General features: G+C 54.2%; 25 protein-coding genes. 14 read left to right on the top strand and 11 right to left on the bottom strand.

Annotated features, from left to right (window positions below; all coding sequences use genetic code 11):
* Positions 1–81: 81 nt before the first annotated feature.
* Entirely contained in the window at positions 82–1,062 is a 981-nt protein-coding gene (locus tag DA718_RS15815) for a restriction endonuclease (protein WP_112215685.1), read from the bottom strand.
* Between the two features lie 279 nt (positions 1,063–1,341).
* On the opposite strand from DA718_RS15815, the gene DA718_RS15810 reads away from it, so the two are divergent.
* The gene (locus DA718_RS15810; protein WP_110273417.1) at positions 1,342–1,614 is read left to right on the top strand and encodes a putative hemolysin; all 273 of its coding nucleotides are present in this window, start codon (positions 1,342–1,344) and stop codon (positions 1,612–1,614) included.
* Here the strand turns inward: DA718_RS15810 and hslJ are convergent.
* From hslJ to DA718_RS15795, 3 genes are all read right to left on the bottom strand, one after another.
* The gene (hslJ, locus tag DA718_RS15805) at positions 1,611–2,051 is read right to left on the bottom strand and encodes a heat shock protein HslJ (RefSeq protein WP_112215686.1); all 441 of its coding nucleotides are present in this window, start codon (positions 2,049–2,051) and stop codon (positions 1,611–1,613) included. The genes DA718_RS15810 and hslJ overlap by 4 nt on opposite strands.
* 125 nt (positions 2,052–2,176) lie before the next feature.
* Entirely contained in the window at positions 2,177–3,166 is a 990-nt protein-coding gene (locus DA718_RS15800; RefSeq protein WP_112215687.1) for a 2-hydroxyacid dehydrogenase, read from the bottom strand.
* A 147-nt stretch (positions 3,167–3,313) separates the two neighbouring features.
* Positions 3,314–3,814, bottom strand: a complete 501-nt coding sequence (locus tag DA718_RS15795) for a DedA family protein (protein ID WP_112215688.1) — start codon at positions 3,812–3,814, stop codon at positions 3,314–3,316.
* A 195-nt stretch (positions 3,815–4,009) separates the two neighbouring features.
* On the opposite strand from DA718_RS15795, the gene DA718_RS15790 reads away from it, so the two are divergent.
* From DA718_RS15790 to DA718_RS15780, 3 genes are read left to right on the top strand one after another with little or no spacing between them, the layout of a single operon-like run.
* Complete coding sequence (locus tag DA718_RS15790; protein WP_112215689.1) at positions 4,010–6,649, top strand: YdbH family protein; 2,640 nt, start codon at positions 4,010–4,012, stop codon at positions 6,647–6,649.
* Positions 6,649–6,834: a YnbE family lipoprotein gene (locus DA718_RS15785; RefSeq protein ID WP_110273412.1), complete on the top strand. Its 186-nt coding sequence runs from the start codon at positions 6,649–6,651 to the stop codon at positions 6,832–6,834. The genes DA718_RS15790 and DA718_RS15785 overlap by 1 nt, the downstream gene beginning before the upstream one ends.
* Positions 6,835–6,841: 7 nt before the next feature.
* Complete coding sequence (locus DA718_RS15780) at positions 6,842–7,165, top strand: YdbL family probable chaperone protein (protein WP_112215690.1); 324 nt, start codon at positions 6,842–6,844, stop codon at positions 7,163–7,165.
* Here DA718_RS15780 and feaR read toward each other — a convergent pair whose 3' ends face one another.
* Positions 7,166–8,074, bottom strand: a complete 909-nt coding sequence (gene feaR, locus DA718_RS15775; protein WP_112215691.1) for a transcriptional regulator FeaR — start codon at positions 8,072–8,074, stop codon at positions 7,166–7,168. It abuts the gene before it with no gap.
* A 235-nt stretch (positions 8,075–8,309) separates the two neighbouring features.
* Between feaR and DA718_RS15770 the strand changes: the two genes are divergently transcribed.
* Positions 8,310–9,809 (top strand): aldehyde dehydrogenase family protein, encoded by a 1,500-nt coding sequence (locus DA718_RS15770; protein WP_112215692.1) that lies wholly within the window; start codon positions 8,310–8,312, stop codon positions 9,807–9,809.
* Between the two features lie 177 nt (positions 9,810–9,986).
* Here the strand turns inward: DA718_RS15770 and DA718_RS15765 are convergent, their stop codons facing one another.
* Genes DA718_RS15765 through DA718_RS15750 form a run of 4 tightly spaced genes read right to left on the bottom strand, consistent with a single transcriptional unit; the run spans position 9,987 to position 13,997 of the window.
* Positions 9,987–10,718: a class II aldolase and adducin N-terminal domain-containing protein gene (locus DA718_RS15765; RefSeq protein ID WP_112215693.1), complete on the bottom strand. Its 732-nt coding sequence runs from the start codon at positions 10,716–10,718 to the stop codon at positions 9,987–9,989.
* A gap of 4 nt (positions 10,719–10,722) precedes the next feature.
* Complete coding sequence (locus tag DA718_RS15760; protein WP_112215694.1) at positions 10,723–11,553, bottom strand: transporter substrate-binding domain-containing protein; 831 nt, start codon at positions 11,551–11,553, stop codon at positions 10,723–10,725.
* A 23-nt stretch (positions 11,554–11,576) separates the two neighbouring features.
* Complete coding sequence (locus DA718_RS15755) at positions 11,577–12,449, bottom strand: phytanoyl-CoA dioxygenase family protein (RefSeq protein ID WP_112215695.1); 873 nt, start codon at positions 12,447–12,449, stop codon at positions 11,577–11,579.
* Between the two features lie 27 nt (positions 12,450–12,476).
* Complete coding sequence (locus DA718_RS15750; protein WP_112215696.1) at positions 12,477–13,997, bottom strand: amino acid ABC transporter permease/ATP-binding protein; 1,521 nt, start codon at positions 13,995–13,997, stop codon at positions 12,477–12,479.
* A 486-nt stretch (positions 13,998–14,483) separates the two neighbouring features.
* On the opposite strand from DA718_RS15750, the gene DA718_RS15745 reads away from it, so the two are divergent.
* The 6 genes from DA718_RS15745 (at position 14,484) to DA718_RS15720 (ending at position 19,957) form a co-directional block, all read left to right on the top strand.
* Positions 14,484–15,398: a LysR substrate-binding domain-containing protein gene (locus DA718_RS15745; RefSeq protein ID WP_112215697.1), complete on the top strand. Its 915-nt coding sequence runs from the start codon at positions 14,484–14,486 to the stop codon at positions 15,396–15,398.
* Between the two features lie 169 nt (positions 15,399–15,567).
* On the top strand, positions 15,568–16,827 hold the full coding sequence (locus DA718_RS15740) for a flavin-containing monooxygenase (RefSeq protein WP_112215698.1): 1,260 nt from the start codon (positions 15,568–15,570) through the stop codon (positions 16,825–16,827).
* Positions 16,828–16,850: 23 nt separating this feature from the next.
* A complete protein-coding gene (locus DA718_RS15735) occupies positions 16,851–17,285 on the top strand; it encodes a RidA family protein (RefSeq protein WP_112215699.1) in 435 nt (144 codons plus the stop codon).
* Complete coding sequence (locus tag DA718_RS15730) at positions 17,282–17,956, top strand: DUF1028 domain-containing protein (protein WP_112215700.1); 675 nt, start codon at positions 17,282–17,284, stop codon at positions 17,954–17,956. The genes DA718_RS15735 and DA718_RS15730 overlap by 4 nt, the downstream gene beginning before the upstream one ends.
* Positions 17,949–19,118, top strand: coding sequence for an acetylornithine deacetylase (gene argE / locus DA718_RS15725; RefSeq protein ID WP_112215701.1), 1,170 nt, complete (start codon positions 17,949–17,951; stop codon positions 19,116–19,118). The genes DA718_RS15730 and argE overlap by 8 nt, the downstream gene beginning before the upstream one ends.
* Before the next feature lie 23 nt (positions 19,119–19,141).
* Positions 19,142–19,957 carry a phytanoyl-CoA dioxygenase family protein gene (locus tag DA718_RS15720; RefSeq protein WP_112215702.1) on the top strand — a complete coding sequence of 272 codons (816 nt, stop codon included), beginning with the start codon at positions 19,142–19,144 and terminating at the stop codon, positions 19,955–19,957.
* A gap of 173 nt (positions 19,958–20,130) precedes the next feature.
* Here DA718_RS15720 and gap read toward each other — a convergent pair whose 3' ends face one another.
* The gene (gene gap / locus DA718_RS15715; protein ID WP_112215703.1) at positions 20,131–21,141 is read right to left on the bottom strand and encodes a type I glyceraldehyde-3-phosphate dehydrogenase; all 1,011 of its coding nucleotides are present in this window, start codon (positions 21,139–21,141) and stop codon (positions 20,131–20,133) included.
* A gap of 78 nt (positions 21,142–21,219) precedes the next feature.
* The gene (locus DA718_RS15710) at positions 21,220–22,200 is read right to left on the bottom strand and encodes a GlxA family transcriptional regulator (protein WP_112215704.1); all 981 of its coding nucleotides are present in this window, start codon (positions 22,198–22,200) and stop codon (positions 21,220–21,222) included.
* A gap of 430 nt (positions 22,201–22,630) precedes the next feature.
* Here DA718_RS15710 and DA718_RS15705 point away from each other — a divergent pair, with 430 nt between their 5' ends.
* The 3 genes from DA718_RS15705 to DA718_RS15695 are packed head-to-tail and all read left to right on the top strand — an operon-like array spanning position 22,631 to position 24,706.
* A complete protein-coding gene (locus tag DA718_RS15705; RefSeq protein ID WP_130624387.1) occupies positions 22,631–22,828 on the top strand; it encodes a hypothetical protein in 198 nt (65 codons plus the stop codon).
* 14 nt (positions 22,829–22,842) lie between these two features.
* Positions 22,843–24,069 (top strand): radical SAM/SPASM domain-containing protein, encoded by a 1,227-nt coding sequence (locus DA718_RS15700; protein ID WP_112215705.1) that lies wholly within the window; start codon positions 22,843–22,845, stop codon positions 24,067–24,069.
* Positions 24,056–24,706: a TauD/TfdA family dioxygenase gene (locus tag DA718_RS15695; protein ID WP_112215706.1), complete on the top strand. Its 651-nt coding sequence runs from the start codon at positions 24,056–24,058 to the stop codon at positions 24,704–24,706. The genes DA718_RS15700 and DA718_RS15695 overlap by 14 nt, the downstream gene beginning before the upstream one ends.
* Positions 24,707–24,756: the final 50 nt, after the last annotated feature.

Here is a 24,756-nt window from a genome sequence, read left to right as displayed (position 1 = left end):
ATCAAGTCTGATGCCGATCGTTTTTAAGCGAGTTACCTATCTGGCGAATGGTACATAGCCGAGCTTCGGTCTGCGAAGAAATTAGCTAACTTCAGGTCCATCAGGCGCATCAATCCACTCATCAAGAATCTGAATAAATGCGGCTATTTCATCATGATGGTAAAGATACACATCCAGCTTTTGCGCCGCTTGTCTGGCATGGGGGGTAAACTCGCTGTTGCTGACCACCATGGCCAGCAGGCAATCGTAGAATTGTTTCGCGGCGAAGACTTCCTGAATCGCTTTATTGCCGACTTTTCCCTGATAGTGTTTGCACTGGACTGCCAGTCGACATCCTCTATAATCGACCAGAATATCCAGACCGTGGTCGCCGCTGCCGCGCGTCACCTGGCAGGCGGCGCCTGCTTTTTCAAAACAGCTGGCGACAAAGTGCTCATAGTCGATCCCGCTTAAATGGGGGTTATAGCCTGGCGTATGCGGTTCGGGCATTTCGTCCACCACGCGCAGGATCTCGCGCCTGACTAGACGTTCGAACTGCCTGGGTAAAGTGAACGCGCGATAGCTAACGCGACCAGACCCCCATACTGACTCTGCCGGGTTGTTGTCCGGCCATAGCTGATTAAGTTGCTGCTGGTGTTGTTCAATCCAGTGGTTCAGGTCGTATTTAATGACGTGTTCGAAGAAGTATTCCAGCTCGCTAAACCACTTTTCATAGTGCTCAACACCATAATCGTCAGTAACGGTCAGCGTACGTTCTTTACGCTTCAGCGTATTCAGATGCGATGAATAAAGGGGAGGCAGCGCATGCGTCAGCAAGTAAGCGGCAAATGCACCAGCAACCATCTCTTCTTTGGCACGCTGAAAAAAGAGGCTTGAACGCGTGAGTTGGCTATTTTTTTCGATCCAGGATATGGCATCATCGCCCTGAAACGCGACCTCACACGCTTCCTGCCAACGATCTTCCAACTGATACTGTTTAATAAAAGGTAAAAGTGAGATCCTGAATGTCGTAAGTTCGTCTCTGGTTTTATCTGCTTCAGATTTAAACAAATTGCGTAACATGGCGATCCTGAGTTTTTTACGTGCGCGTAATCATGCACTCATTCTGCAACGCGTCGGCTACTTAAGAAATATCTCAACGTGCATTTTCACGATACCCCCTATTTATTAGTGGGGCGATTGCTTGCAGGCCTTCTCGATAAGATCAACCTTTGCGCATAAAAATTGCTAGAAAATGTTAATGCGGCGCATAAATACGTACTTTGCCTCTCGACGCCGCTCGCTGCGCTGCCTATTATTCTTGGGTTTGTTCATTTTCAGATGTATCTGAGGGGAGAGAGAATGCGAGCAGCTTTTTTAGTCGGATGTGCCGCGTTGTTACTGTCGGCATGTAGCAGTAACGATGAACCTGTTCAGCAGGCAACAGCGGCGCACGTGCCGCCAGGGATGCGTGCTGCGATGAGCAGCAGCGGTGAGGCAAACTGCGCGATGGTCGGCGGCTCGTTATCGGTGGCCCGCCAGCTCGATGGCTCCGCTATCGGCATGTGCGCATTGCCAAACGGCAAGCGCTGCAGCGAGCAGGCGCTGGCAGGCGGAAGCTGCGGTAACTATTAATTCACCAGGTCGGCGAGTTTGTATACCAGCGTTTGATCGGCGGTGGCCAGCGTGAGCTGATTTTCCGTCAGGTCGACCTGTGCGCCTTCGCGCAGCATTTTACTGAGTGTAGCATCCAGCGTATTCAACTGCGGCTCCGCGCATAACATTCGGGTCATTGCCAGCTCTTCAACCTTCAGCGCGCCGTCAGAGACTTTGCCCGTGCCGCTGAAACGGTTGCACATATTACCTGAAACGAACATCTTGCCAGTTATCGGCATCTTTTCGCCGAAGCTCAGCTCTAGTGGCTTATCCCCTGCTTTCAGCAGCTGCCCGTTGACGCTGGTTAGCACGAAACGATGGTGCTGAAGCTGCTCCGCTCCGGTCGACACCTTACTGTTATAGACGCAGCCCGATAGCAACATTCCCGCCGCCAGCAGTGCAGCAAACTTGTTCATTTAATCTCCAAAAATATTTATCACATCAATAAATGAAGGGGATTGTAACTGTATCGCAGGCGATTTCTGTGGGGATTATCTGAATGTGCCCCCCGCGAAGGGGGAGCACAAAAGGGAAAGGAAAATCAGACCAGCGCGTTCGGGCAGGTTTCGCCAGCATCCACCTGACGCAGGTTGTCGAGGGTGGTTTGCGAAATACTGATCAATGCTTCAGCAGTCAGAAACGCCTGGTGACCAGTAAACAGCACGTTGTGGCAGGCGGAGAGACGGCGGAAAACATCGTCCTGAATAACGTCGTTAGACTTATCTTCAAAGAACAGATCACGTTCATTCTCATACACGTCCATCCCCAGTGCGCCAATTTTCTGATGCTTCAGGGCGTCAATCGCTGCCTGAGAGTCGATCAGCGCACCGCGACTGGTATTGATGATCATCACGCCATCTTTCATCTGATCAAAAGCGGCGTGGTTCAGCAGATGATAGTTTTCATCGGTCAGTGGGCAGTGCAGGGAGATAACATCGGACTCTCTGTACAGCGTCTCAAGATCGACATACTCCACCCCCATGTCCAGCGCGGCGGCGCTTGGGTACGGATCAAATGCCAGCAGGCGCATACCGAAGCCTTTAAGAATGCGCAGCGCGGCGACGCCGATTTTACCGGTGCCGATAACCCCTGCGGTTTTACCGTGCATGGTGAAACCGGTCAGCCCTTCCAGAGAGAAGTTAGCGTCGCGGGTACGCTGATAGGCGCGGTGAATGCGGCGGTTCAGCGACATCATCATGCCGATAGCATGCTCTGCGACCGCTTCTGGCGAGTAGGCCGGAACGCGCACCACGCGCAGTCCCAGCTCTTTGGCGGCATCGAGGTCAACGTTGTTGAACCCGGCGCAGCGCAGGGCGATGTACTTCACACCGTGGGCTTTAAGTTCTTCAAGCACCGGGCGGCTACCGTCATCGTTAACGAAAATACATACCGCGTCGCAGCCGTTGGCAGTTTTCGCGGTCTTTTCGGTTAGCAGGAAGTCAAAAAATTCAAGTTCAAAGCCGTATGCATCATTAACATGCTGCAAATACTTCTTGTCGTACTGCTTCGTACTATACACAGCGATTTTCATAAGACTTTTCTCCAGTGATAATACCGTCACGGTAGCATAATTAAAATAATCTTACAAATACTCAAAATTAGTTTAATCATCAAGTTATAGTGATAATTCTAGAGCATATCGACAAGTTCAGGAATCTCTTTGAAAGGTAATGTTTTTTTACCAGATATTAAGACTGAATGCCCCGGGGATCAGCAGCATTAGCGGCCAGAGCAAACCGGAACTGACGTTAGCGAGCTGAAAATGCCCGTGAGGAGTGCCGCTGGCGCCGGTCACCAGCGGGACGGTGGCACGCAGCGGGGAGAGAAAGCGGCTAAAAAAGACCGCCCACGCGCCGTGGCGACGCAGAAACAGCTGGCCGCGAGCGAGGCGCTCGGCATTGAGCCAGCGAATGCGATGCAGATGGTGTCGGTAGCGGCGTCCTGCCAGCCACGAGAGCCAGAATCCGCCGATTGCGCCGAGGCTTGCGCTAAGCCACATTAGCAAGAAATGCCCGACGCTGACGGAGGCCAGGGTACCAAACAGCAGCAGCCCGGAGGTGCCCGGTATCAGCAGCGAGATAACGGCGCAGGATTTAGTGAACGTCAGCAGGAAAACCATCAGCAATACCAATGAATAATGGCGCTGAGCGTGCTCTACCAGCGAAATAATCAACTCCACAGGATCGCCCGTTTGTGATTGCAGATGTTAATCAGTGTCGCAGGGGAAAACTAAACATCGGCTCAATAGCTTGCTGGAGAATCACGTGACGGCGACTACGCTTAAACGGGACGGAAACTTTAACTCGCAGGTCGAACGTGCCACAATAACGGCCTCTCGGCTTTTACTTATTTTGAATCAGGATATTAGCTGCCCATGAAGGGTAAATATAAAGCCGCCATCGCGCTATTATTAGCACTCGTGTTGCTACCGCTGGCTTTGTTGTTGACGCTCACCCATTGGGTCCCCACGCTGGCGGGGATCTGGCTGCCTGCCGGAACCCGGATCGCTCTGAATGACAGTCCACGCCTGACGCGCACCTCACTGCGTATCCCCGATCTGCGCTATCTGGTGGGCGACTGCGAAATCGCTCGCGTCACTAATGCCGAGCTGTCCCGTCCCAGTCGCTGGCGTTTACATATCACTGAGCTGGATGTTAACAGCGCCTGTCTGAACAAGCTGCCGGAGAGCGAAGCCGCTCCCGGTGCGCCGAAAACCCTCGCCGAATGGCAATCGATGCTTCCTTATAGCTGGCTGACCATTGAAAATCTGCGTCTGTCGCCGTGGGAAAAATGGCAAGGGCGGCTGGTGATGTCGCTCACGCCAGAGCAGCAGGATATTGGCTATGCTGGAAAAGAGATCTCTGTTCAGGCGCGGCTGCGCGGTCAGGCGCTGACGGTCAGCAACTTTTCCGCGCGTTTAGTGGAAGATCAGGCCCCGGTGAAGTTGGTGGGCGAGTTTCATATGCCGCTGGTGCCGGACGGTTTCCCGGTCGATGGTCACCTGTTCAGCACCTTCGAGTTTGCGCAAGCGCCCGGGCTGGTGGATGCCGAGCTCGAGTGGCAAGAGAATCGCGGGCAGTTGTTGGTTACCCCGCGCGGTGAAGTGGAGCCAATGCTTGACCTGCCGTGGGAAATTACGCCCGATCGTATCGCCATCAGCGATGGCCGCTGGCACACCGAATACGCCGGTAATGCGCTGAGCGGTCGCGTCGCGCTGTCGGTAGGCAACTGGCAGCAGGGCACCGAGCAGATGCAGGTCAGCGGACGGCTGAACGTGCTGACGCAGGGGCAGGCCGGTAAGGGCAACGCGGTGCTGAATATTGGCCCCGGTAAGCTGAGCATGGACAGCAGCGACATGCCGCTCCAACTGACCGGGGAAGCCAAGCTTGGCGATCTGATTTTTTATGCCAAACTGCCCGCGCAGCTGAGCGGGTCGCTCACCGCGCCGGTGCTTAATTTTCACCCCGGCGCGCTGCTGCGGTCGCGCGGTCGGGTCATCGATTCACTCAATATTGATGAGATCCGCTGGCCGCTGGCGGGTGTTAAAGTGACTCAACAGGGCGTCGATGGCCGCCTGCAGGCCATTTTACGCGCCCATGAGCAGGAAATGGGCGATTTTACCCTGCATCTTGACGGTCAGGCCGACAACTTTATGCCCGACCGCGGTCGCTGGCAGTGGCGCTATTGGGGCGAGGGCCATTTCACGCCGATGCAGGCGCGCTGGGATGTCAAAGGCGCGGGCGAGTGGACTGACAGCGCCATCGTGCTCAACAGCTTGTCTACGGGCTTCGATAAGCTGCAATACGGCTCCATGCTGGTCAGCACGCCGCGTTTGACGCTGGAAGAGCCGATCCACTGGCTGCGCGATGAGCAGCACTCGAAACTGACCGGGGCGCTGTCGCTGGACGCCGGTAAAACCACCTTCAGCGGCGGCAGCGAACTGCCGCCCTCGACGCTCAAATTTAACGTCGATGGGCGCGACCCGACCTGGTTTCAGTTCAACGGTTCATTGCATGCGCAAAGCATTGGTCCGGTACGCGTTACCGGGCGCTGGGACGGCGAACGTCTGCGTGGACAGGCGTGGTGGCCAAAACAGTCTTTAACCGTGTTCCAGCCGCTGGTGCCACCTGAGTGGAAAATGAATCTGCGCGAAGGCGAGTTGTACGCTCAGGTGGCGTTCTCTGCCGCCGCCGATCAGGGTTTTGAAGCGGGCGGGCACGGCGTCCTGAAAGGCGGTAGCGCCTGGATGCCGGATAACCAGATTAACGGCGTCGATTTCGTTCTGCCATTTCGCTTTAGCGAAGGTACCTGGCAGCTCGGTACCCGTCATCCGGTATCGCTGCGCATTGGGGAAATCGTCAACCAGTTCACTTCGCGTAATCTGACAGCGGATCTCCAGGGCACTTACCCGTGGAGCGAAGACGCCCCGCTGCAGTTGAGCAACGTCAGCGTCGATATACTCGGCGGTAAGCTGACCATGCAGCAGCTGCGGATGCCGCAGCATGATCCGGCGCTGCTGCGTTTGCAAAACATCTCCAGCAGCGAATTAATTAGCGCAATTAAAGTGAAGCAGTTTGCCGTCTCCGGTCCGTTTAACGGCGCGCTGCCGCTGTGGCTGAATAACGATAAATGGATAATCAAGGACGGCTGGTTCAATAATCCGGGGCCGATGACAATGCGCCTGGATAAAGACACCGCCGACGCGCTGGTGGCCGATAACGTCTCCGCCGGGGCGGCGATAAACTGGCTGCGTTATATGGAAGTTGCCACCTCGTGGACGCGCATCAACCTCGATAACCTTGGTGTACTGACGCTGAAGGCGACGATTAGCGGCACCAGCCGGGTAGAGGGCAAAAGCAACACGGTGCACTTAAACTATTCCCATGAAGAGAATATTTTTGACCTGTGGCGCAGCTTGCGTTTTGGTGACAATTTGCAAGCGTGGCTTGAACAAAATGCCAGGCTGCCCGCGCAGCGCTGTCAGGACAGTAACACCTGTAAGGAACAACAATAATGATCAAACTACTCACCGCCTTTCTGGCGACCATGCTGCTGGCGGGCTGCACGCCGCGCATTGAGATTGCGGCGTCAAAGGAGCCGATCACCATCAATATGAATGTCAAAATTGAGCATGAAATTCATATCAAGGTGGATAAAGATGTTGAGAATCTGCTCAAATCGCGTAGCGATCTGTTCTGAGGCGATGATGAGAAAACGACTGTTAACTGCGACGCTGGCGCTCGTGTTATTCAGCACTCAGGCACTGGCTTTAACCTTGAACGAAGCTCGCCAGCAGGGGCGGGTAGGCGAAACCCTCAACGGCTATCTTGAACCGCTGCGGCAGGATAAAGAAACCCTGGCGCTGGTGAAGCAGATCAACGCTGCCCGCAGCGACAGCTATCAGCAGCTGGCGGATGACAATAATCTGCCGGTGGATCAGGTGGCGAAAATGGCCGGGCAGAAGCTGGTCGCCAGGGCGCAGCCGGGGGAATATGTGCAGGGCCTTAACGGCAAATGGCTGAAAAAATAGCTAACGGCAGCGCTTGCGATACTCTCCCGGTGAGATGCCGAAGCGTTGCTTAAAGGCGGTAGAAAAGTGGCTATGATCGCTGAAACCCCAGCTGTAGCCAATCCCCGCCAGCTTTTCGTCATCATGTGCGCTTTGCAGCGCGCGGGCGCACAGATCGAGCCGACGATTCTTAATGTACTGCGCGACCACCAGCCCTTTTTCAGCAAACAACCGATACAGACTGCGTACCGACATCCCGGTTTCGCTGGCCAGCCACTCCGGGCGCAGGTGTTCCGCCTGAATTGACTCATCGATTAAATCCATGATTTTGCGAAACTGCTTATCGCGCCGCGATGGTTGAGCCTCCTGATGATGCAGCATCGGGCGCAGCAGGCAGACAATCGCCTCCAGCGCCGCTTCGCTTTCGCTTGCCGACAGCTCGGGGCTGTTCATACTTTCTTGCAGTAGACGCTGGCTGAGCTGAACCATCGGCAGGCTTTTCGCCAGCCGGGTGGCAATGCTGATGTCGCTGCCGCGCAGTTGCTGTTCAAGCAGCGTTCTTGGCAATAGCAAGGAGGCCTGACGCGAGGTTTGCTGCCAGACAATCGAGCACGGCTGAGAAGCATCAATTAGCGTGATATCGCCGGTCTCCAGCAGCGCCTGACGGCCATCCTGTTCAATCGTTGCCTGGCCCGCGAGCTGGAAAACGGTATAAAACCAGGCGTCGTTATCGCGCTTAATCTCTTGCCTGGTACGGTACAGGTTGATGCCGCGAGCGGTAACGGTACTGACTTTCAGGCTGCCCGCATAGCTGGCGTCTATCTCACCGTGAAAATTATCATCCAGCGGACGGGCGGCGAATTGCCCGCAGACCTGATTGATTCTTGCTAACCAGTGCTGGTAATCCTGCCCACGATTTGCCGTACTCATCGCGCATCCCTTGTAATCATAATGTTTTTGTATTGTTGCATTTATGATGCTGCTGGCAAGGGCTGGAGGTGGAGTATATGAAAGAACTATTACCTGCGGCACATTTTCTGTCCACGTAATCGGCTTAATTGCGGAGCCTGTCACAGCGGCACAAGCGAATGTCACAGAGAAAAAAGCGCGAATGGCGACCCCGACTTAGACTGAAACCACTATCCGCGAACAATAAGGAAGGGGTATGTCCACATCACAGGTCGCGCTACTTGCCAGCGTGCAGCAGTTTTTAGACAGACAGCATGGTTTGTACCTCGACGGGGCACAGCAGGCGGCAGAGAGCGAAAAGCGCTTAACCGTCTGGAACCCGGCCACCGGGGAGGCTATCGCCAGCACGGCGGATGCCAGTGCCGCAGACGTTGACCGCGCGGTGATGTCCGCGTGGCGAGCGTTTGTCTCCCGCGGCTGGGCCGGGCGCACGCCTGCGGATCGCGAACGCATATTGCTGCGTTTTGCCGACCTGGTTGAACAGCATGGCGAGGAGCTGGCGCAACTGGAGACCCTTGAACAGGGGAAATCGATTAATATTTCCCGCGCCTTTGAAGTGGGCTGCACCCTGAACTGGATGCGCTATACCGCCGGGCTGACCACTAAAATAAGCGGGCGAACTCTGGATGTGTCTATTCCGTTCCCACAGGGGGCGCGTTATCAGGCGTGGACGAAAAAAGAACCGGTTGGCGTCGTGGCCGGGATCGTGCCGTGGAACTTCCCGCTGATGATTGGCATGTGGAAAGTGATGCCCGCGCTGGCGGCTGGCTGCTCTATTGTCATTAAACCGTCGGAAACCACGCCGCTAACCCTGCTGCGGGTAGCGGAACTGGCGACCGAGGCTGGCATACCGGACGGTGTCTTTAACGTTGTCACCGGCAGCGGCGCCGAGTGCGGTGCGGCGCTGACTTCACATCCGCAGGTGGCGAAGGTGAGCTTTACCGGCTCGACCGCCACCGGTAAACAGATTGCCCGCGTGGCGGCTGACCGCCTGACCCGCGTAACCCTGGAATTAGGCGGTAAAAACCCGGCTATCGTGCTCAAAGACGCCGATCCCCAGTGGGTGATTGAAGGGTTGATGACCGGTAGCTTCCTTAATCAGGGGCAAGTCTGCGCCGCTAGCTCACGGATTTATATCGAAGCGCCGCTGTTCGATACGCTGGTAAGTGGTTTTGAACAAGCGGTGAAATCGATGCAGGTGGGGCCTGGGATGCTGGAAAGCACCCAGATTAACCCGGTGGTGTCGAAGGCGCACTGCGCCAAAGTGGCGGCTTATCTCGACGAAGCCCGCCGGCATAACGCGGAACTGATCAGCGGCAACGTCGGCCCGGATGCGCAGGGTTTCTACATCCCGCCGACGCTGGTGATTAACCCAGATGCAAACCTGCGCCTGACTCGTGAAGAGGTGTTTGGCCCGGTGGTTAACCTGGTGCGCGTTGCCGACGGGGAAGAAGCGCTACGGCTGGCCAACGACAGCGATTTCGGCCTGACCGCCAGCGTGTGGACGCGTGATTTGACGCAGGCGCTGAATTACACCGACCGTCTACAGGCGGGTACCGTGTGGGTTAATAGCCATACGCTGATCGACGCCAACCTGCCGTTCGGCGGCATGAAGCAGTCCGGCACCGGCCGCGATTTCGGCCCGGACTGGCTGAATGACTGGTGTGAAACGAAATCGGTTTGCGTGCGGTATTAGCGGTATTTTCCCCGGTGGCGGCTAACGCCTTACCGGGGTTACAAACGCGCGCAATTAGCGGATTCTGTCGTCAGGTCGGTGGCAAAACCCACGGCTCGGCGCCTCGAATCCGGCACGACCCCGTAGGCCCGGTAAGGCGCCAGCCGCCACCGGGCGCCTTTCTCCGGGAATAAGCCGTCAGTCCAGCAACGACGGATCGGCGTCGATCATTTTCTGCTTCATCTCTTCGAAATGCTGACGTGAAAAGTCGGCGATACCCTCCCAATCCTGAGCGGTTTTCTCCGCCACCTCATCAGAGAGTTGCTTCAGCGGCTGCCCCGTTGACCAGGCGGTCACCAGAATCTGGCAGGCGCGCTCCAGCGTCCAGATATCATCGAATGCCTCGCCAATAGACGTGGCGGTTACCAGCACGCCGTGGTTGCCCATCAGCAGTCGGCGCTTATCGGCCAGCAGCGATGCCAGTCGGGCGCCTTCCGCCGTGGTGTCTGCCATGCCGCCATAAAGCGTATCGACGGCAACGCGGTTAAAGTAGCGCGCTGTATTCTGATCGACCGGTGGGATATGCGGCGTCTCCAGGCAAGCCACGCTGGTGGTGTAAACCGGATGCAGGTGCAGCACCACCCGCACCTCCGGTAGACGCTGGTGGATTTGCCCGTGAATCGCCCACGCCGTGGCGTCTACGTCCGCCCGATGGGCGCAGGTTTTATCATCAGCATCCAGCAGCAGTAGATCGCTGGCGCGGATCCGCGAAAAGTGTTTCCACTTCGGGTTCAGCAGGAACTTTTTGCCGTCCGCCGAGATGGCCGCGCTAAAGTGGTTGGCCACCGCCTCGTGCATCCCGAGATGGGCGATGATGCGAAAGGTTGCCGCCAGGTCGATACGCGTCTGTTCTTCATAAGACCGGGCCATATAATTACTCCGCTTTTGGCATCAGGGTTTGCAGATCCTCTTTCGTTGGTGCCTGGAAGTTGTATTTCTTCAGCAACGCAGCGTATTCCGGCGTGGCGCTGTATTTCTTCAGGCCTTCCTCCAGTGCGGTTTTCACCTCACTGTTGCCTTTTTTCACCCCAAAACCGTTCAGCACCGGGTAAATCAGGGTTTCCGATGAGATAATCACCCGCTCGCCAAGCTTATCAATGACACCGCGCGCCACCGCCGCATCGGTGATTTGCGCCTCTACCGCCCGCGACAGCAACGCCTGAGTGGTTTGCGGGTCGGTGGTGTATTCACTGAGCGCAATCGGCTTCAGGCCCTTTTTCACGCAGTAATCAGTGGAGAGCTTTTGCAATTGCGCCAGCCATGAGGTGGCTCCCATGGAGCCAATTTTGTGGCCGCAAAACTCTTCCGGCGTTTTCGGCTGATAATCACTGCCTTTCAGCGCGAGGATTGCTTCGCCGCTCTTCAGATAGGGCACCATATCGATAACCTTCAGACGTTCGGCGGTGATGTACATCGACGAGTTGGTGATATCAAAACGCCCGCCCTGTAAGCCCGGAATTAAATTCGGAAAACGGGTATCAATATTCACCGCCTCGCGGCCCATAGTTTTCGCCAGTCCGGCAAGGAACTCGATGTCGAATCCGGCGGGTTTGTTGTTTTCCATATATTCATACGGGAAAAAGGTCATATCTGAACCCGCGGTGATTTTTCCAGGCTGCTGGAAGGCCTGCGTGCTAAAGGACGCCAGGGCTCCGGTGGCGCAAAGGAGCAGGGCAGCAGGGCGCAAAGCATTAATACGTTTCATACAACCTCCTGGGAGTGGGCAAATTACATGCTGGCGCGATCGGTACCGGCCTGCTGAACGAAAAAGGATGCACCGCGCGGTTTTTGCGGCAGGCGTAAATGATTAACGGTACTGCGCACCAGGCCGCTCTCTTCACCGGCAACCATCTGCCCGGCATGAATGCTGGGCAGCGGATTTTCGCCATACGGCAGGGCGTCTTCTGCGGCATACACGCTGATAAACAGCGTACGCGGCAGGTCGGTTTCATTCGGGCTGGAGGCGTGGAGAAGGCGAGTGTGCATAAAACATACCGATCCCGATGGCCCAAAACAGGCTTGCGGCTGTTGGCAGTGGGCCGCTTCAACCTGCGGGTCCACCGAGCCGGTAAAGCGCGCGTTTTGCCAGTGGGACCACAGCGGTCCCTTATGGCTGCCCGGCACCACGTTGAGCGGGCCATTTTCCGGCGTCACTTCACTGACCATTAGCAGGGCGGTGATGATGTCGTCGTTACTGTGCGGGGTAAACAGAAAATCCTGATGCCATTTTACCTGCGTTGCGGTGTGCGGCAGTTTGGAGTTTATTTTGCTGTGATGAAAACGCGTTCCGCTGCCGCCGATAAGCTGACCGGCAATCGCCGCCATCTTTGAATCTAGCGCGGCGTGGCGATAGGCGGCGGAAATCTCCGTGGGTGAACTTACCCGGCGCAGCGAAGGGTGGTGGGCCGCGTGATCGCTTTCCAGATCGAAACGCGGTCGACCGTCGAGAGTTTCCCCCCAGACTTTGCTATGCTGCCGACTCTCTTCGACCCAGGCGTCGAAATCGGCTTGCAACAGGGCGACTTCCTCTGCGTTAAGCACCTCTTCGACGACCAGAAAACCCTGCTGATGAAACTGTTCGATTTGCCACTGCGCAATCATAATCTTCTCCTTTGAGGAACGGAGGCGTTAAGCCAAAGAGACATCTTTCAGGAAGGCATCCACGCGCGGGTGTTGGCCGTCGCGCATTGCCGCAGGCGTGTCGTCGCAGACCACGCGACCTTTTTCCATAAACACAATTCGGTCGGAAACCTTGAAGGCAAAGTTCATCTCATGGGTGACGATCACCATGGTGATGCCTTCATGAGCCAGCGATTCGATAACCTGTAGCACCTCGTTAACTTTTTCCGGATCCAGCGCCGAGGTGGGTTCATCAAACAGCATAATTTGCGGGCGCATCATCAGCGCGCGGGCAATCGCCACCCGCTGCTGCTGGCCGCCGGAAAGCTGATGCGGATACTTCCACGTGTGTTCCAGCATGCCGACTTTATGCAGCAGTTCGCAGGCGTGCTGTTTCAGCTCGCTTTCGCTGGCCAGATGGTGATAGCGCGGCGCCAGCAGCAGGTTGTCGAGAACGGTCAGGTGGGGGAACAGGTTGAAGCTCTGGAATACCATGCCGATATTCTGGCGATGTTCGCTGTTCTCCATAAAACGCGGTTTCTGTTGTCCCTGTCGATCCAGGTGAATAAAAGGTTGTCCGTTGATTTTGATCTCGCCGTTATCGATCTGCTCAAGGCCGTTTAGCAGGCGAATCAGCGTCGTTTTACCGGAACCAGACGGGCCGATTACGGAAACCACCTCACCGGGCTGAATTTGCAGGCTGACCGCGCCCAGCACTTCGACATTGTTATAGGCTTTATGCAGTTTTGAGGCCTGTAGCGCGGGTTCCTGCGCCACGCTGACGCTGCGGGCCATCGCCGGACGCCGGACCGTCGCCAGTCGCTGCATTTCCTCATCCACCGGGCGCGTGGTTTTGCGCTGAGTGACATCGAGCCAGGTTTCCAGGCGTTTGAGCAGGAAATCAAAGACCGTGACGATCAGGATGTAATAAAACGCCACCGCCGCCATGGTCTCCATCACCAGGAAATTCTGCGAATAGAGGCGCTGGCCGACCATTAAGATTTCGGTCAGAGAGATGACCGATACCAGCGAGCTGAGCTTGACGATGGCAATATACTCATTGGCCAATGCAGGCAGGGCGACGCGCAGCGCCTGCGGGATCACCACCCGCCACTGGGTTCCGGCATAGCGCAGCCCGAGCGCGCGGGCGGCTTCGCTTTGCCCTTTCGGGATTGACAGCAGCCCGCCGCGATGGATTTCAGCGATGTAGGCTGCCTCGCTAAGTACCATCGCCAGAAGCCCGGCCCAGAACGGGTCGTTCAGCACCGGCGCAAATGACGGCAGCGCCTGGGGCATGTTGTAGACAAAAATCAGCAGCACCAGCAGCGGCATACTGCGAAACAGCCAGATATAGAGGCGGGCAGGCACATTAAACAGCTTGCGCGGCGACTGTTTTGCCAGCGCCAGAATAAATCCCAGCACAATACTGAAAGCCCAGGTCAGCAAACTTAATTTGATGACGGTCCAGGTGGCCTGCCAAAAGTCGACATCGCTGAGCAGGCTTAACATATAGTTCCAGTTAAACGTCATGGGCTATTTCACTCGCCATCATTAACGGAAATTAAGGCGATTCCAATGTTCTAAAATGGGGAGTCGCCAGCGTTCATATTGCAATGACACTATGCTGGCAGTATTCCACTGGAGGCAATTAGTAAATTTTTGGTCTTTAAGTTTAAAAAAACTATACAGCAATATTAACCTTAAGTAATTTAACGCAATTAATGAGAAACAGCTTTGAAACAACTTAAAAACAATCACTGTTATTTTTAAACTGAATTTCCACTGAAATGAGAGTTTGCGCAATATTGGGGCGCGTAGTGGGCCAATAAGGTGCAGTGCGAGACGTTATGGTGCAATTCGGTAAATGTCGCCCGAGAAATAAGAAGCGAAGAAATAGAGTTAGTGACTGGCTAATCAATATTTTAATCAAAATCGGTATGGCACGAGGCTTGCAGGTTGCATATCGGAAAACTAAGCCTGATTGCAGTAAGACAATATTTTATCAATGGTGACGCTATGAACCGATTTACCCTCAAACAGCTAAAGTATTTCGTGACGGTGGTGGAAACGGAGAGTATTGCCGAGGCCTCCCGCCAGCTGCACATTGCTCAGCCATCAATCTCGATTGCGATTAAAAACCTTGAAAGCACTTTCGACCAGCAGTTGTTTATCCGCCATCATGCGCAGGGCGTTTCCCTGACCTCTGGCGGACGGCGTTTCTACGATAAAGCTAAAGAGCTACTGCGGCTGTCGTATGAGTTTGAACAGAATTCGCGGGCGGATAAAGAGCTGGTTTCCGGGACTATTTCTGTAGGTTGCTTTGAATCCGTTGCGCCGTTGTATATGCCAAAGCTGGTGGCCGGGTTTAAAAAAATGTATCCCGAAATCACGCTCCAGCTTTACGATGGCGAACAGCACGAACTGATGCATGGCCTGCACCGTGGACGATTTGATCTGGCGCTGGTCTACGATCTGGAATTAGGGCACTCCATTCATAAAGAGCTGCTGAATGCGCCGCATAAACCTTATGCTTTGTTGCCTGCGTCTCATCCGCTGGCGCAGAAAAAATGCGTCACGCTACAGGAGTTAAGCCGGGAACCGATGATTTTGCTCGATGCGGTTCCCAGCAAAAACTATTTTGTCTCGATATTTAAAGAGAAAGGTTATCACCCGGAAGTCGCCTACAGTTCGCCATCTATTGAAATGGTACGCTGCATGGTCGGGCAGGGATTAGGCTTTTCGGTACTGGTTACCCGCCCGCTTTGCGATATAACCTATGATGGTGAAAAACTGGTGCAGCTGGATATTGCCGATGAAATGCCGGCATCCACATTAATTATGGCGCATCTGACAAATAATGAACCCACGCGCCCGACGCAGCTCTTTATGGATTATTGTCGCAGCATTGAGTTAACGCCGCATCAGGTCTGATTATTTTATTTGGCTAACAGGAAGCATTATTTTTTATTGTTTATATAGCCTCATAAATTTCTATTCAGAGGAACGTTTTATAATATTTTACCATTTCATCACGCTTACTTAACCTGAGTTCTGTCAATTCCGGCAAATAGCCGGACAACCGTGCTTGAAGGACACAGAAATGACAGAGCAGATTACAGAAATCGATACCCTGGTGGTTGGCGCGGGACAGGCAGGCGTCGCGATGAGCGAGCATCTGACCCATCACGGCGTTCCTCATCTGGTGCTGGAAAAAAAACGCATCGCTGAGGCCTGGCGCAGCGGGCGCTGGGATTCGCTGGTCGCCAACGGACCCGCCTGGCACGATCGGTTTCCCGGCATGACATTTCCTGGCTGCGACGCCGACAGTTTTGTCGCCAAAGAGCAGATCGCCGACTACTTCGCCGCTTATGCCAAAACGTTTAATGCCCCGATACGCACCGGCGTTGAGGTATTCAGCGCTGAACGTTTAGACAGGCGTCCGGGCTTTCGTGTCGAGACATCGCAGGGAATCATCGAGGCTCAGCGCATCGTCGCCGCCACCGGGCCATTCCAGCGCCCGACGATCCCGGCTATCGCGCCGCAGGATAGCGCAGTTCATCAGATTCATTCTGCGCAATATTACAATCCGCAGCAGCTCCCGGAAGGCGGCGTGCTGGTGGTTGGCGCAGGCTCTTCCGGCGTGCAAATCGCTGATGAGTTACGCCGGGCAGGGCGCGCAGTGTGGTTGTCCGTCGGCGCACACGATCGCCCGCCGCGCCGCTATCGTCAGCGTGATTTTTGCTGGTGGCTGGGAGTATTAGGGCTGTGGGATGCGCCAGCCAACCAGCCTGGAAAAGAGCACGTGACGATTGCGGTCAGCGGCGCGCGGGGCGGAAATACCGTTGATTTTCGCCAACTGGCGCACCAGGGCATTACCCTGGTTGGCCAAACCCAATCCTTTGCCGAGGGTAAAGCCTTCTTCCGCGACGATCTGGAGGACAATATTCGCCTTGGTGACGCCTCCTATCTGGCGCTGCTCGATGCCGCCGATGACTATATCGCCCGCAACGGATTGACACTGCCAGAAGAGCCGGAGGCACGCTTCTTCCTGCCCGACCCTGATTGCCTGACCCAACCGCTCGCTGAACTCGACCTGCAAAAAGCGGGCGTGCGCAGCATCATCTGGGCTACCGGCTATACCACCGATTATCGCTGGCTGAAGGTGAACGCCTTTAATGAACAGCAGCGTCCGCAGCAACATCGCGGTGTCTCCAGCGAACCCGGCGTCTATTTCCTTGGCTTGCCCTGGCTTTCTCGTCGTGGCTCAACCTTTATCTGGGGCGTCTGGCACGATGCAAAATATATTGCCGATCAAATTGCCATTCAGCGCCAGTATCAACACTACCAACCCTCCTGCTAACGCCTGATTTGAGGACGCAAAATATGCCAACACATACCCGCATTAGGATGTTTAACACCAAAGAGACTTACCCGAATCAGACGCTCAACAACGATCTGTGCCAGGCGGTTCGCGCAGGCAATACCGTTTACGTTCGTGGCCAGGTCGGAACCGATTTTGACGGCAACCTGATGGGTCTTGGCGACCCGCGCGCTCAGGCGGAGCAGGCGATGAAAAACGTTAAGCAACTGCTGGAAGAGGCCGGAAGCGATCTGACGCATATCGTCAAAACGACGACCTACCTTATCGACCCGCGGTATCGCGAGCCGGTGTATCAGGAAGTGGGTAAATGGCTGAAAGGCGTGTTTCCGATTTCGACCGGCGTGGTGGTGTCGGCTCTCGCGCAGCCGCAGTGGCTGATGGAAATTGATGTCACGGCGGTGATACCTGATGACTGGAATGAACAGGGGACGTTATGACCATTTCTATTTCCGCCTTGTGCCCGGAGTCAGGTCAGCTAGGGATCGCGATTAGCTCGTCGAGCATTGCCGTCGGCGCTCGCTGCCCGTGGCTGCTACCTGGCGTTGGCGCGGTAGCCAGCCAGAATATTACGCTGCCCGCGCTTGGGCCGCAGATCCTTGCCGGACTGGAAGCGGGGCTCCCCCCGGAGCAGGCCCTGAAGCAGGCGCTGGGCGAAGACCGGTTTAGTGATTATCGCCAGGTGGTGGTGATCGACGCCAGCGGCGAAAGCGCCGTTTTCAGCGGTGAGCATACGCTGGGTATCTGGCAGGTGGTGCAGGGAGAGAACTGCGTGGCGGCGGGAAATATGCTCGCCAACCCGCAGGTCATTATCGCTATGACGGCGGCGTTCGAAGGTGCTACCGGTGAACTGGCCAGCCGTTTGATTACGGCTCTGCAGGCGGGAATTGACGCGGGCGGCGAAGCGGGGCCGGAGCACTCGGCGGCGCTGAAAGTGGTGGAAGATTACGCCTGGCCAGTCGTTGATTTACGCGTGGACTGGGCGGAGGAGGACCCTGTGACGGCGCTGGAAGCCTTGTGGCTGGCCTATGAGCCGCAAATGGAAGCGTACATCACCCGCGCGCTGGACCCGCGTGAAGCGCCGACCTACGGGGTGCCAGGCGATGAGTAATCGCCTACGGGAGATCCTCGGAGAGCTGTTGGCGTTTGATACCACCAGCCGCGAGTCGAATCTGGCACTGATTGCCTGGGTCGCCGACTTTTTACACGCGCGCGGCATAACATCACAGCTGTTTTATGATGACGAAGGGCGCAAAGCGAACTTGTATGCCCGAATCGGCCCGTCGGGTCCCGGCGGCGTGATGCTCTCCGGCCATACTGACGTGGTGCCAGTTGATGGCCAGCCGTGGACGGTGCCGCCGTTTGCGCTGACCGAACGCGACGAGCGCTATTACGGTCGCGGCAGCGCGGATATGAAAGGGTTTATCGCCTGCGTGCTGGCATCGCTGGAGGCGTTTCTTGTCGCGCCGCTGCGAATGCCACTGCATCTGGCGTTTTCTTATGATGAGGAGGTCGGCTGTCTGGGCGTGCGTAGCCTGGTGGATTTTCTCCGCGCGTCGGCTGAGAAACCGGCGCTGTGCATTATCGGCGAGCCGACAGAAATGCGTCCGGTCTATGGGCACAAAGGCAAACTCGCCATGCGCTGCTGCGTGGAAGGGCACGCCTGTCACTCAGCTTACGCTCCGCAAGGGGTTAATGCGATCAGCTATGCGGCGAAGCTGATTAACCGGCTGGATACGCTGGGTGAAAGCTTCGCGCAGCAACAGGACAGCCGGTTTTCCCCGCCATCGGGCACGCTGCAGGTGGGAACCCTCCACGGCGGCGCGGCGCTGAATATCGTCCCGCAATCCTGTTGGTTTGATTTTGAAATCCGCTATTTGCCCGGCACCCGACCACAGTCGGTGACAGACGCCCTGGGCGATTATGCCCGCGAGCAGCTTCTCCCGGCGATGCGCAAGGTGGCGCAGAGTTGCGATATCCGTTTCCAGCAGCTGAGTCACTATCCGGGACTGTTGAGCGACCCGCAGTCGGACTTTGCCCGCTGGCTGGCGCAGTGGTGCGGCAACGACAGTTTCACAACAGTTGCCTACGGTACCGAAGGCGGCTTGTTTGATGAGGCGGGCATTGCGACGCTCATTTGCGGGCCGGGCAGCATGGAGCAGGGCCATAAGGCGGACGAGTATATCAGCATCTCCCAGACGGAACGCTGTATGGCGATGTTGAAAAACCTTTGCGCGTGGATGCGCGCCGATACACCCGATTCTCTCACCTGATTTATCAACACAGGATGGCGACTATGCAAAACCAGCACTCCCCGCGTATTGATCAACAGACCATCGACCGCTGGCAGGCGGATGGCGTGGTGCTACTCAAGGGCGTATTTACGCCGTGGATCGAGAGACTGTCAGGCGGCGTCGCTGCTCTGATGGCAAACCCCAGTGAGTATGGCCATGCGCGAACGGTGATCCCAAAGGATGGTTCCGCGCCATTTTTTCAGGACTACTGCAACTGGGCGCGGATCCCGGAATTTACGGATTTTGTGTTTCAGTCTCCGGCGGCGGAAATCGCCGCGGCGCTGATGGGCTCACAGACGGCGAAGTTTTTCCACGAACACACGCTAGTGAAACAGCCTGGCGGCAGTACCGTTACGCCGTGGCATCACGATCAGCCCTATTACTGCGTGGAAGGGCGGCAGAACGTGAGCTTATGGATCCCACTGGATCCGGTGGCGGAGGAGATTTCGCTGCGCTGCATTCGCGGTTCACATCTGTGGGATGACGAATTCAGCCCAACGCGGTTTAACGGTTCAAAGCTCTACGCACACACGCGCTTTAAAGAGCTGCCGGATATTGATGCCCATGAGGAGGATTATGACATTGTGAGCTGGGCGCTGGAGCCGGGCGATGCGGTGGCGTTTCATTTTCGTACGCTGCATGGGGCAAAGGGGAATTCAACCGCGCGTTCGCGCCGGGTTTTTTCCGCTCGGTGGGTGGGGGACGATGCCACTTTCGCCGATCGCGGCGGGGTGACATCGCCGCCGTTTCCAGGCCTTAAGCTGCGCGACGGCGAGCCGCTGGTCGCCGATGAGTTTCCGCAGGTATGGCCACAGTAACGATGATAAGGCTGGCGGCGCTTCGCTTGAACTGGCCTACAGAAAACGGTTTGTATGCCGGGTAAGGTGCTAGCCGCCACCCGGCAAAATGTGAGTACCATAGCTAAAGCAGGTTTGCCATCAGCCTCAATCCACGCCAGGTGTGGATTTTAGAGCGCGTGTAAGGGCTGGGGTTAGCGTTCACGCCTTGCCATCAACAGCGCCAGGTCGACGAGGCGGTTTGAGAATCCCCATTCATTGTCGTACCACGCCAGAATTTTGACCATATTGCCGCCAATCACCAGCGTTGACAGACCGTCGATAATGGAAGAACGCGGGTCACCCTGATAGTCGCTTGAGACGAGCGGTTCATCGCTATAGCCGAGGATCCCTTTCAGCGGTCCCGTCGCGGCGGCGTTACGAAATGCATTATTGACCTCTTCTGCTGTCACATCTCGCTCAAGCGTGACGGTCAGGTCGACAATAGACACCACCGGAACGGGGACGCGCAGCGAGTAACCGGTTAAGCGGCCATCCAACTCAGGGATGACTTTGCCCAGCGCCTTTGCGGCACCGCTGGAGTAAGGCACTATCGACAGCGCCGCGGCGCGAGCACCACGCAGGTCTTTTTCTGGCTGGTCGTGCAACGCCTGGCTGTTAGTGTAAGCGTGGGTGGTGTTCATCAGACCATGCTTAATACCAAAATGCTGGTGCAGAACCTGCGCGACAGGTGCCAGACCATTGGTGGTACAGCTCCCGTTGCTGACGACATAGTGCTTATCCGGGGAGTAGAGCCCATCGTTAACGCCCATCACGATGGTTAAGTCGTCGTTTTTACCGGGAGCGGAGATAATCACTCGTTTTGCGCCACCGCTGTGAATATGCACAGCCGCCTTATCACGGTCAGTGAAGAAGCCGGTGGCTTCAATGACAATATCGACTTCACGCTCACGCCACGGGATATTGGCCGGGTCGCGTTCGCTGAACACGGTAATGGGTTTACCGTCAACCACCAGTTGCCCCTCACTGGCGGTAACGTCGGCGTCGAGTTTTCCGAGCAGCGAGTCATATTTCAGCAGATGCGCCAGCGTTTTACTGTCTGTCAGATCGTTGATTGCCACAATCTGAATATCCGGGTTACCCAGTGCAGCACGCAGTACATTGCGTCCGATACGGCCAAAACCGTTAATACCGACCTTTACCATGATCAACTCCTTATCTGTTGTCTCTGGAGCTAATGTAGGCTGGCCACTGATTGGCGTAAATGACAAAAAAGGATCACTTTACGCCATTTTACGGCAGTGAAAGCGCTGGCGATATTCACCAGGTGTGAGGTGGAGCTGTTTTTCAAACAGCCGCCGCAGGTTAATGCTGCTGCCAAATCCCGTTTGTTCGGCGATACGCTCCAGCGTCTCGTTAGTTTGCTCCAGACGCTGCCGGGCAGCGGCGAGACGGGCTTCGGCGACGTAGCGCGCTGGCGAAGCGCCGGTTTCACGGGTAAACACGCGGGTGAAATTTCGCGGACTCATGGCCACTTTTTCCGCCAGTTTGTCCACGCTAAGGTCGGCGGTGAGGTTCTCAAGCAACCAGGCCAGCAGATCGTTAATAGGGCCCAGGGTGCTGGTTTGCTGAAGGTTGTAGCGGCTAAATTGCAGCTGGCCTCCGGGGCGGCGCAGGTACATGACGAAGTCCTGGGCGATGTCGCGAGCCAGGCTGAAGCCGTAGTCCTCTTCAACCAGCGCTAGCGTCAGGTCAAAGCCGGAGCTGACCCCGCCTGAGGTCCAGATGTGTTCGTCCTGAATGTAGAGCGGACCGCCTTCGACGCGCACCTGAGGATATTCTGCCTGAATGGTTTCCAGTAGCTTCCAGTGGGTGGTGGCGCGTCTACCGTCCAGCAGTCCGGTTTGCGCCAGCAGCATCGCGCCGCCGCAAATGGAGGCAATGCGGCGGGCATGGGGAGCGGCAAGGCGCAGCCAGTCAACCACCGCAATCCCCTCCTGCGGATTTTGACCTCTGCCGGTGATAATGATGGTATCGAGAGGCTCGCGCGGGTCTATCTCATGCAGACGATGATCGGCCAGTAGATTTAAACCGGACTGACCATGGATTACCTGATGCGGCTGGGTTGTCGCTAGCTGGACCTGGTAACAGACGTTTGTAGCGCCTTCCGGGTGCAGGCGGTTGGCCTGCATCAGAATGTCGGCAATACCGGCGGATTCAAACAACATGCCGCCATCGGGGACAATAATGAGTATTTTCTTCATGTCCTAAAAAGTAATCTTTTTACAGAATAAGTCAACAGGGTATGCGTAGAGGGAAAAGATATTCCTGCTGCAGTGATCGTGTTGTCTCTTGCTGGTGCTGTGAAGATGACTGGACGAGGTTGCATGTTGATGTTTGCTTCTGGTTCAAATCGAACAGGGGGACGGTGCCGAATGTCCGCTGTGAGCGAGGAACGGACATTGTTAACAGCATTTTGGTCAAAGATAGGCATTACTAACATTGTCGTATTTTTATCATCAGTGAGTAGGTCACAGGCATGAGATAGTCAACATTAGTGACTGGCTTCGCGTCGATCCGACTTTCCGTGGATAGGATCACATAAATGTAGAAAGAGGCTGCTCAGTTTGAGGCACCGACTATAGTTGTAATCAATGCTCTACATTACGGTCAAAACTTAAATCGAGGCTGTGTATGACTGATTCAACAACGCATATTGTAACGGGCTTGCCCGAAGATTTTTATGAATTTCTTCATAATGTTATTCAAGATGCTCAGGCAAGTGGTTCCATAGTGAATATAATCACAATAATACCTGGCCAATTAGATAATGGAGATGGGATGCAAATACAAGGATGTAAACCAAAAGCTGAAACTTGCCCTAAAACATAAGAGAAATAGCAAGTATGAGACTATCCAACAGCATTCGAATTCTTAAAGGGGCAAAAAGATTTGCTTTATACAATTTAGAGCATAGCTTTGTCGAGCCTATTTCATTGTTGCAAGCGAACATTTTACAAGTTCTAGCTTCTGGAAAAGTTGCAAAGTATTCAAGTTTAGGTGTATCAAGAAATGAGTTTTGGTCCGCTATATGGTCGCTAAAAAAACTTGGGGCTTTTCGTGCTGGTCGCCCCCAAAAAATCGATATTGAATTTAACACTCAAGAAACCAGCTTCAAACTCTCGAGATTAAAACAGGCCTGGATAGAGGTAACTAACTCTTGTAATTTATCTTGCGCACATTGCTATTCTGAATCCAGCCCTAAAGTTGACAGGAGTGATAAATTAAGCTTCGAGTCATGGAAAATAATCATAGAAAAACTAGCGCGTCAGGGTGTTGATTTAATAACCATAATTGGTGGCGAACCTCTTGTAAGACAGAGACTGGTTAAAGAACTAATTATTTATATTAAAGATAATCATCCGGAGATAAAAGTAAATATCTTCAGTAATTTGACATTGTTACCACCTAATAAAGAATTCATCTCCACCTTGAAAAAATATAACATCCGAGTTGGAACGTCTCTTTATGGGATAGATGAAAGTACACATGATGCGATGACAAAACGTAATGGGTCATGGAAAAAAACGACCGCAAACATAGATGAACTGACACGATCTGGAATTGATGTTTTCGCAGGGTACTATAGGCAATTAAATTGCACATTAGAAAAAAAACAGATAGTTGAATTTATTGAGAGCTTGGGAGTTTTTGACTATGAGATTTCTTCACCATCTCAAGTTGGCCGAGGTAAGGATACTGAATGGAAGATTTTGAATTTAGAGAACACGTTACCGCAAAGAAAGTATTTTGGCTACTCACCTCCTGGTAAAAATATTCAGGTTCATAATTGTTATGCAGATAGGTTTTCGATCAATCAGGCCGGAGAGGTTTTACCGTGCATTATGACACGCAACATCTCTTATGGGAACATAATCAATTCAAACCTCGAGGATGTAATTAAATCTGCCAACTATAAAAAATACTCAACACTATCAAAAGATAAAATAGATGGCTGCAAAGATTGTGAATTCAAATATGGTTGCTTCGATTGCAGGCCTGATGCGCAAAATGGTAGTGGGAATATACTAAGGAAACCAGATTGCGGGTACTCTCCATATGATGAACTTTAAACCAATAACAAACACGCTGAATAATGAGGGGTTTGTTTTTTTTACTAAGCATGATATAGCTATGGAGGAATTTGAAAAAATAGCGGGAGTGCAATTTTCACATATTGCAAAGGATTTTATTAGGCCACAAAAAGAAAATCATAATAACCCGGGAGCATGGAGCAACATATATTCAGATGGAAAATTCCCACCTCACACTGACTTCGCCTACCAATCATCACCTCCCAAATACATTATGCTGTATTGCACTGACAACAAAAATAGTAACAGATCGACTTTCGTTTTGGACATTCATTCAATTCCTCTTTCGGCAAGGAATAAGTTATCACAAATCCTTTGGAAAATGTCTCACCCTGAAAGAAGCAAAGCCTTAAGGCTATTGAAAATGTCTCATGAATATGGCCAGAGTATTCTCAGGTATGACCCTACATGTATGAAGCCATACTTTAAAAAAGACGTGTGGGCGATTGATTTTATCAATTCAATTTATAATGAATTCTCAAAAGAAATAACATGGAAAGAAGGAGGGGTCTTAGTTATTGATAACTGGCGCTGCCTCCATGGGAGGGGTGATAATAAACTCACCCAGCACTGTGAAGAAAAACGAATCTTTGAAAGATATTGTGCTTATCTGTAGAAATCACACGAATGCCATTATATGTTTTTGAGTGTGACCTGCTCCCCGCT

It is taken from the genome of Klebsiella huaxiensis (assembly GCF_003261575.2).
GTDB lineage: Bacteria > Pseudomonadota > Gammaproteobacteria > Enterobacterales > Enterobacteriaceae > Klebsiella > Klebsiella huaxiensis.
This window is presented reverse-complemented; position numbering and strand designations above follow the sequence as displayed.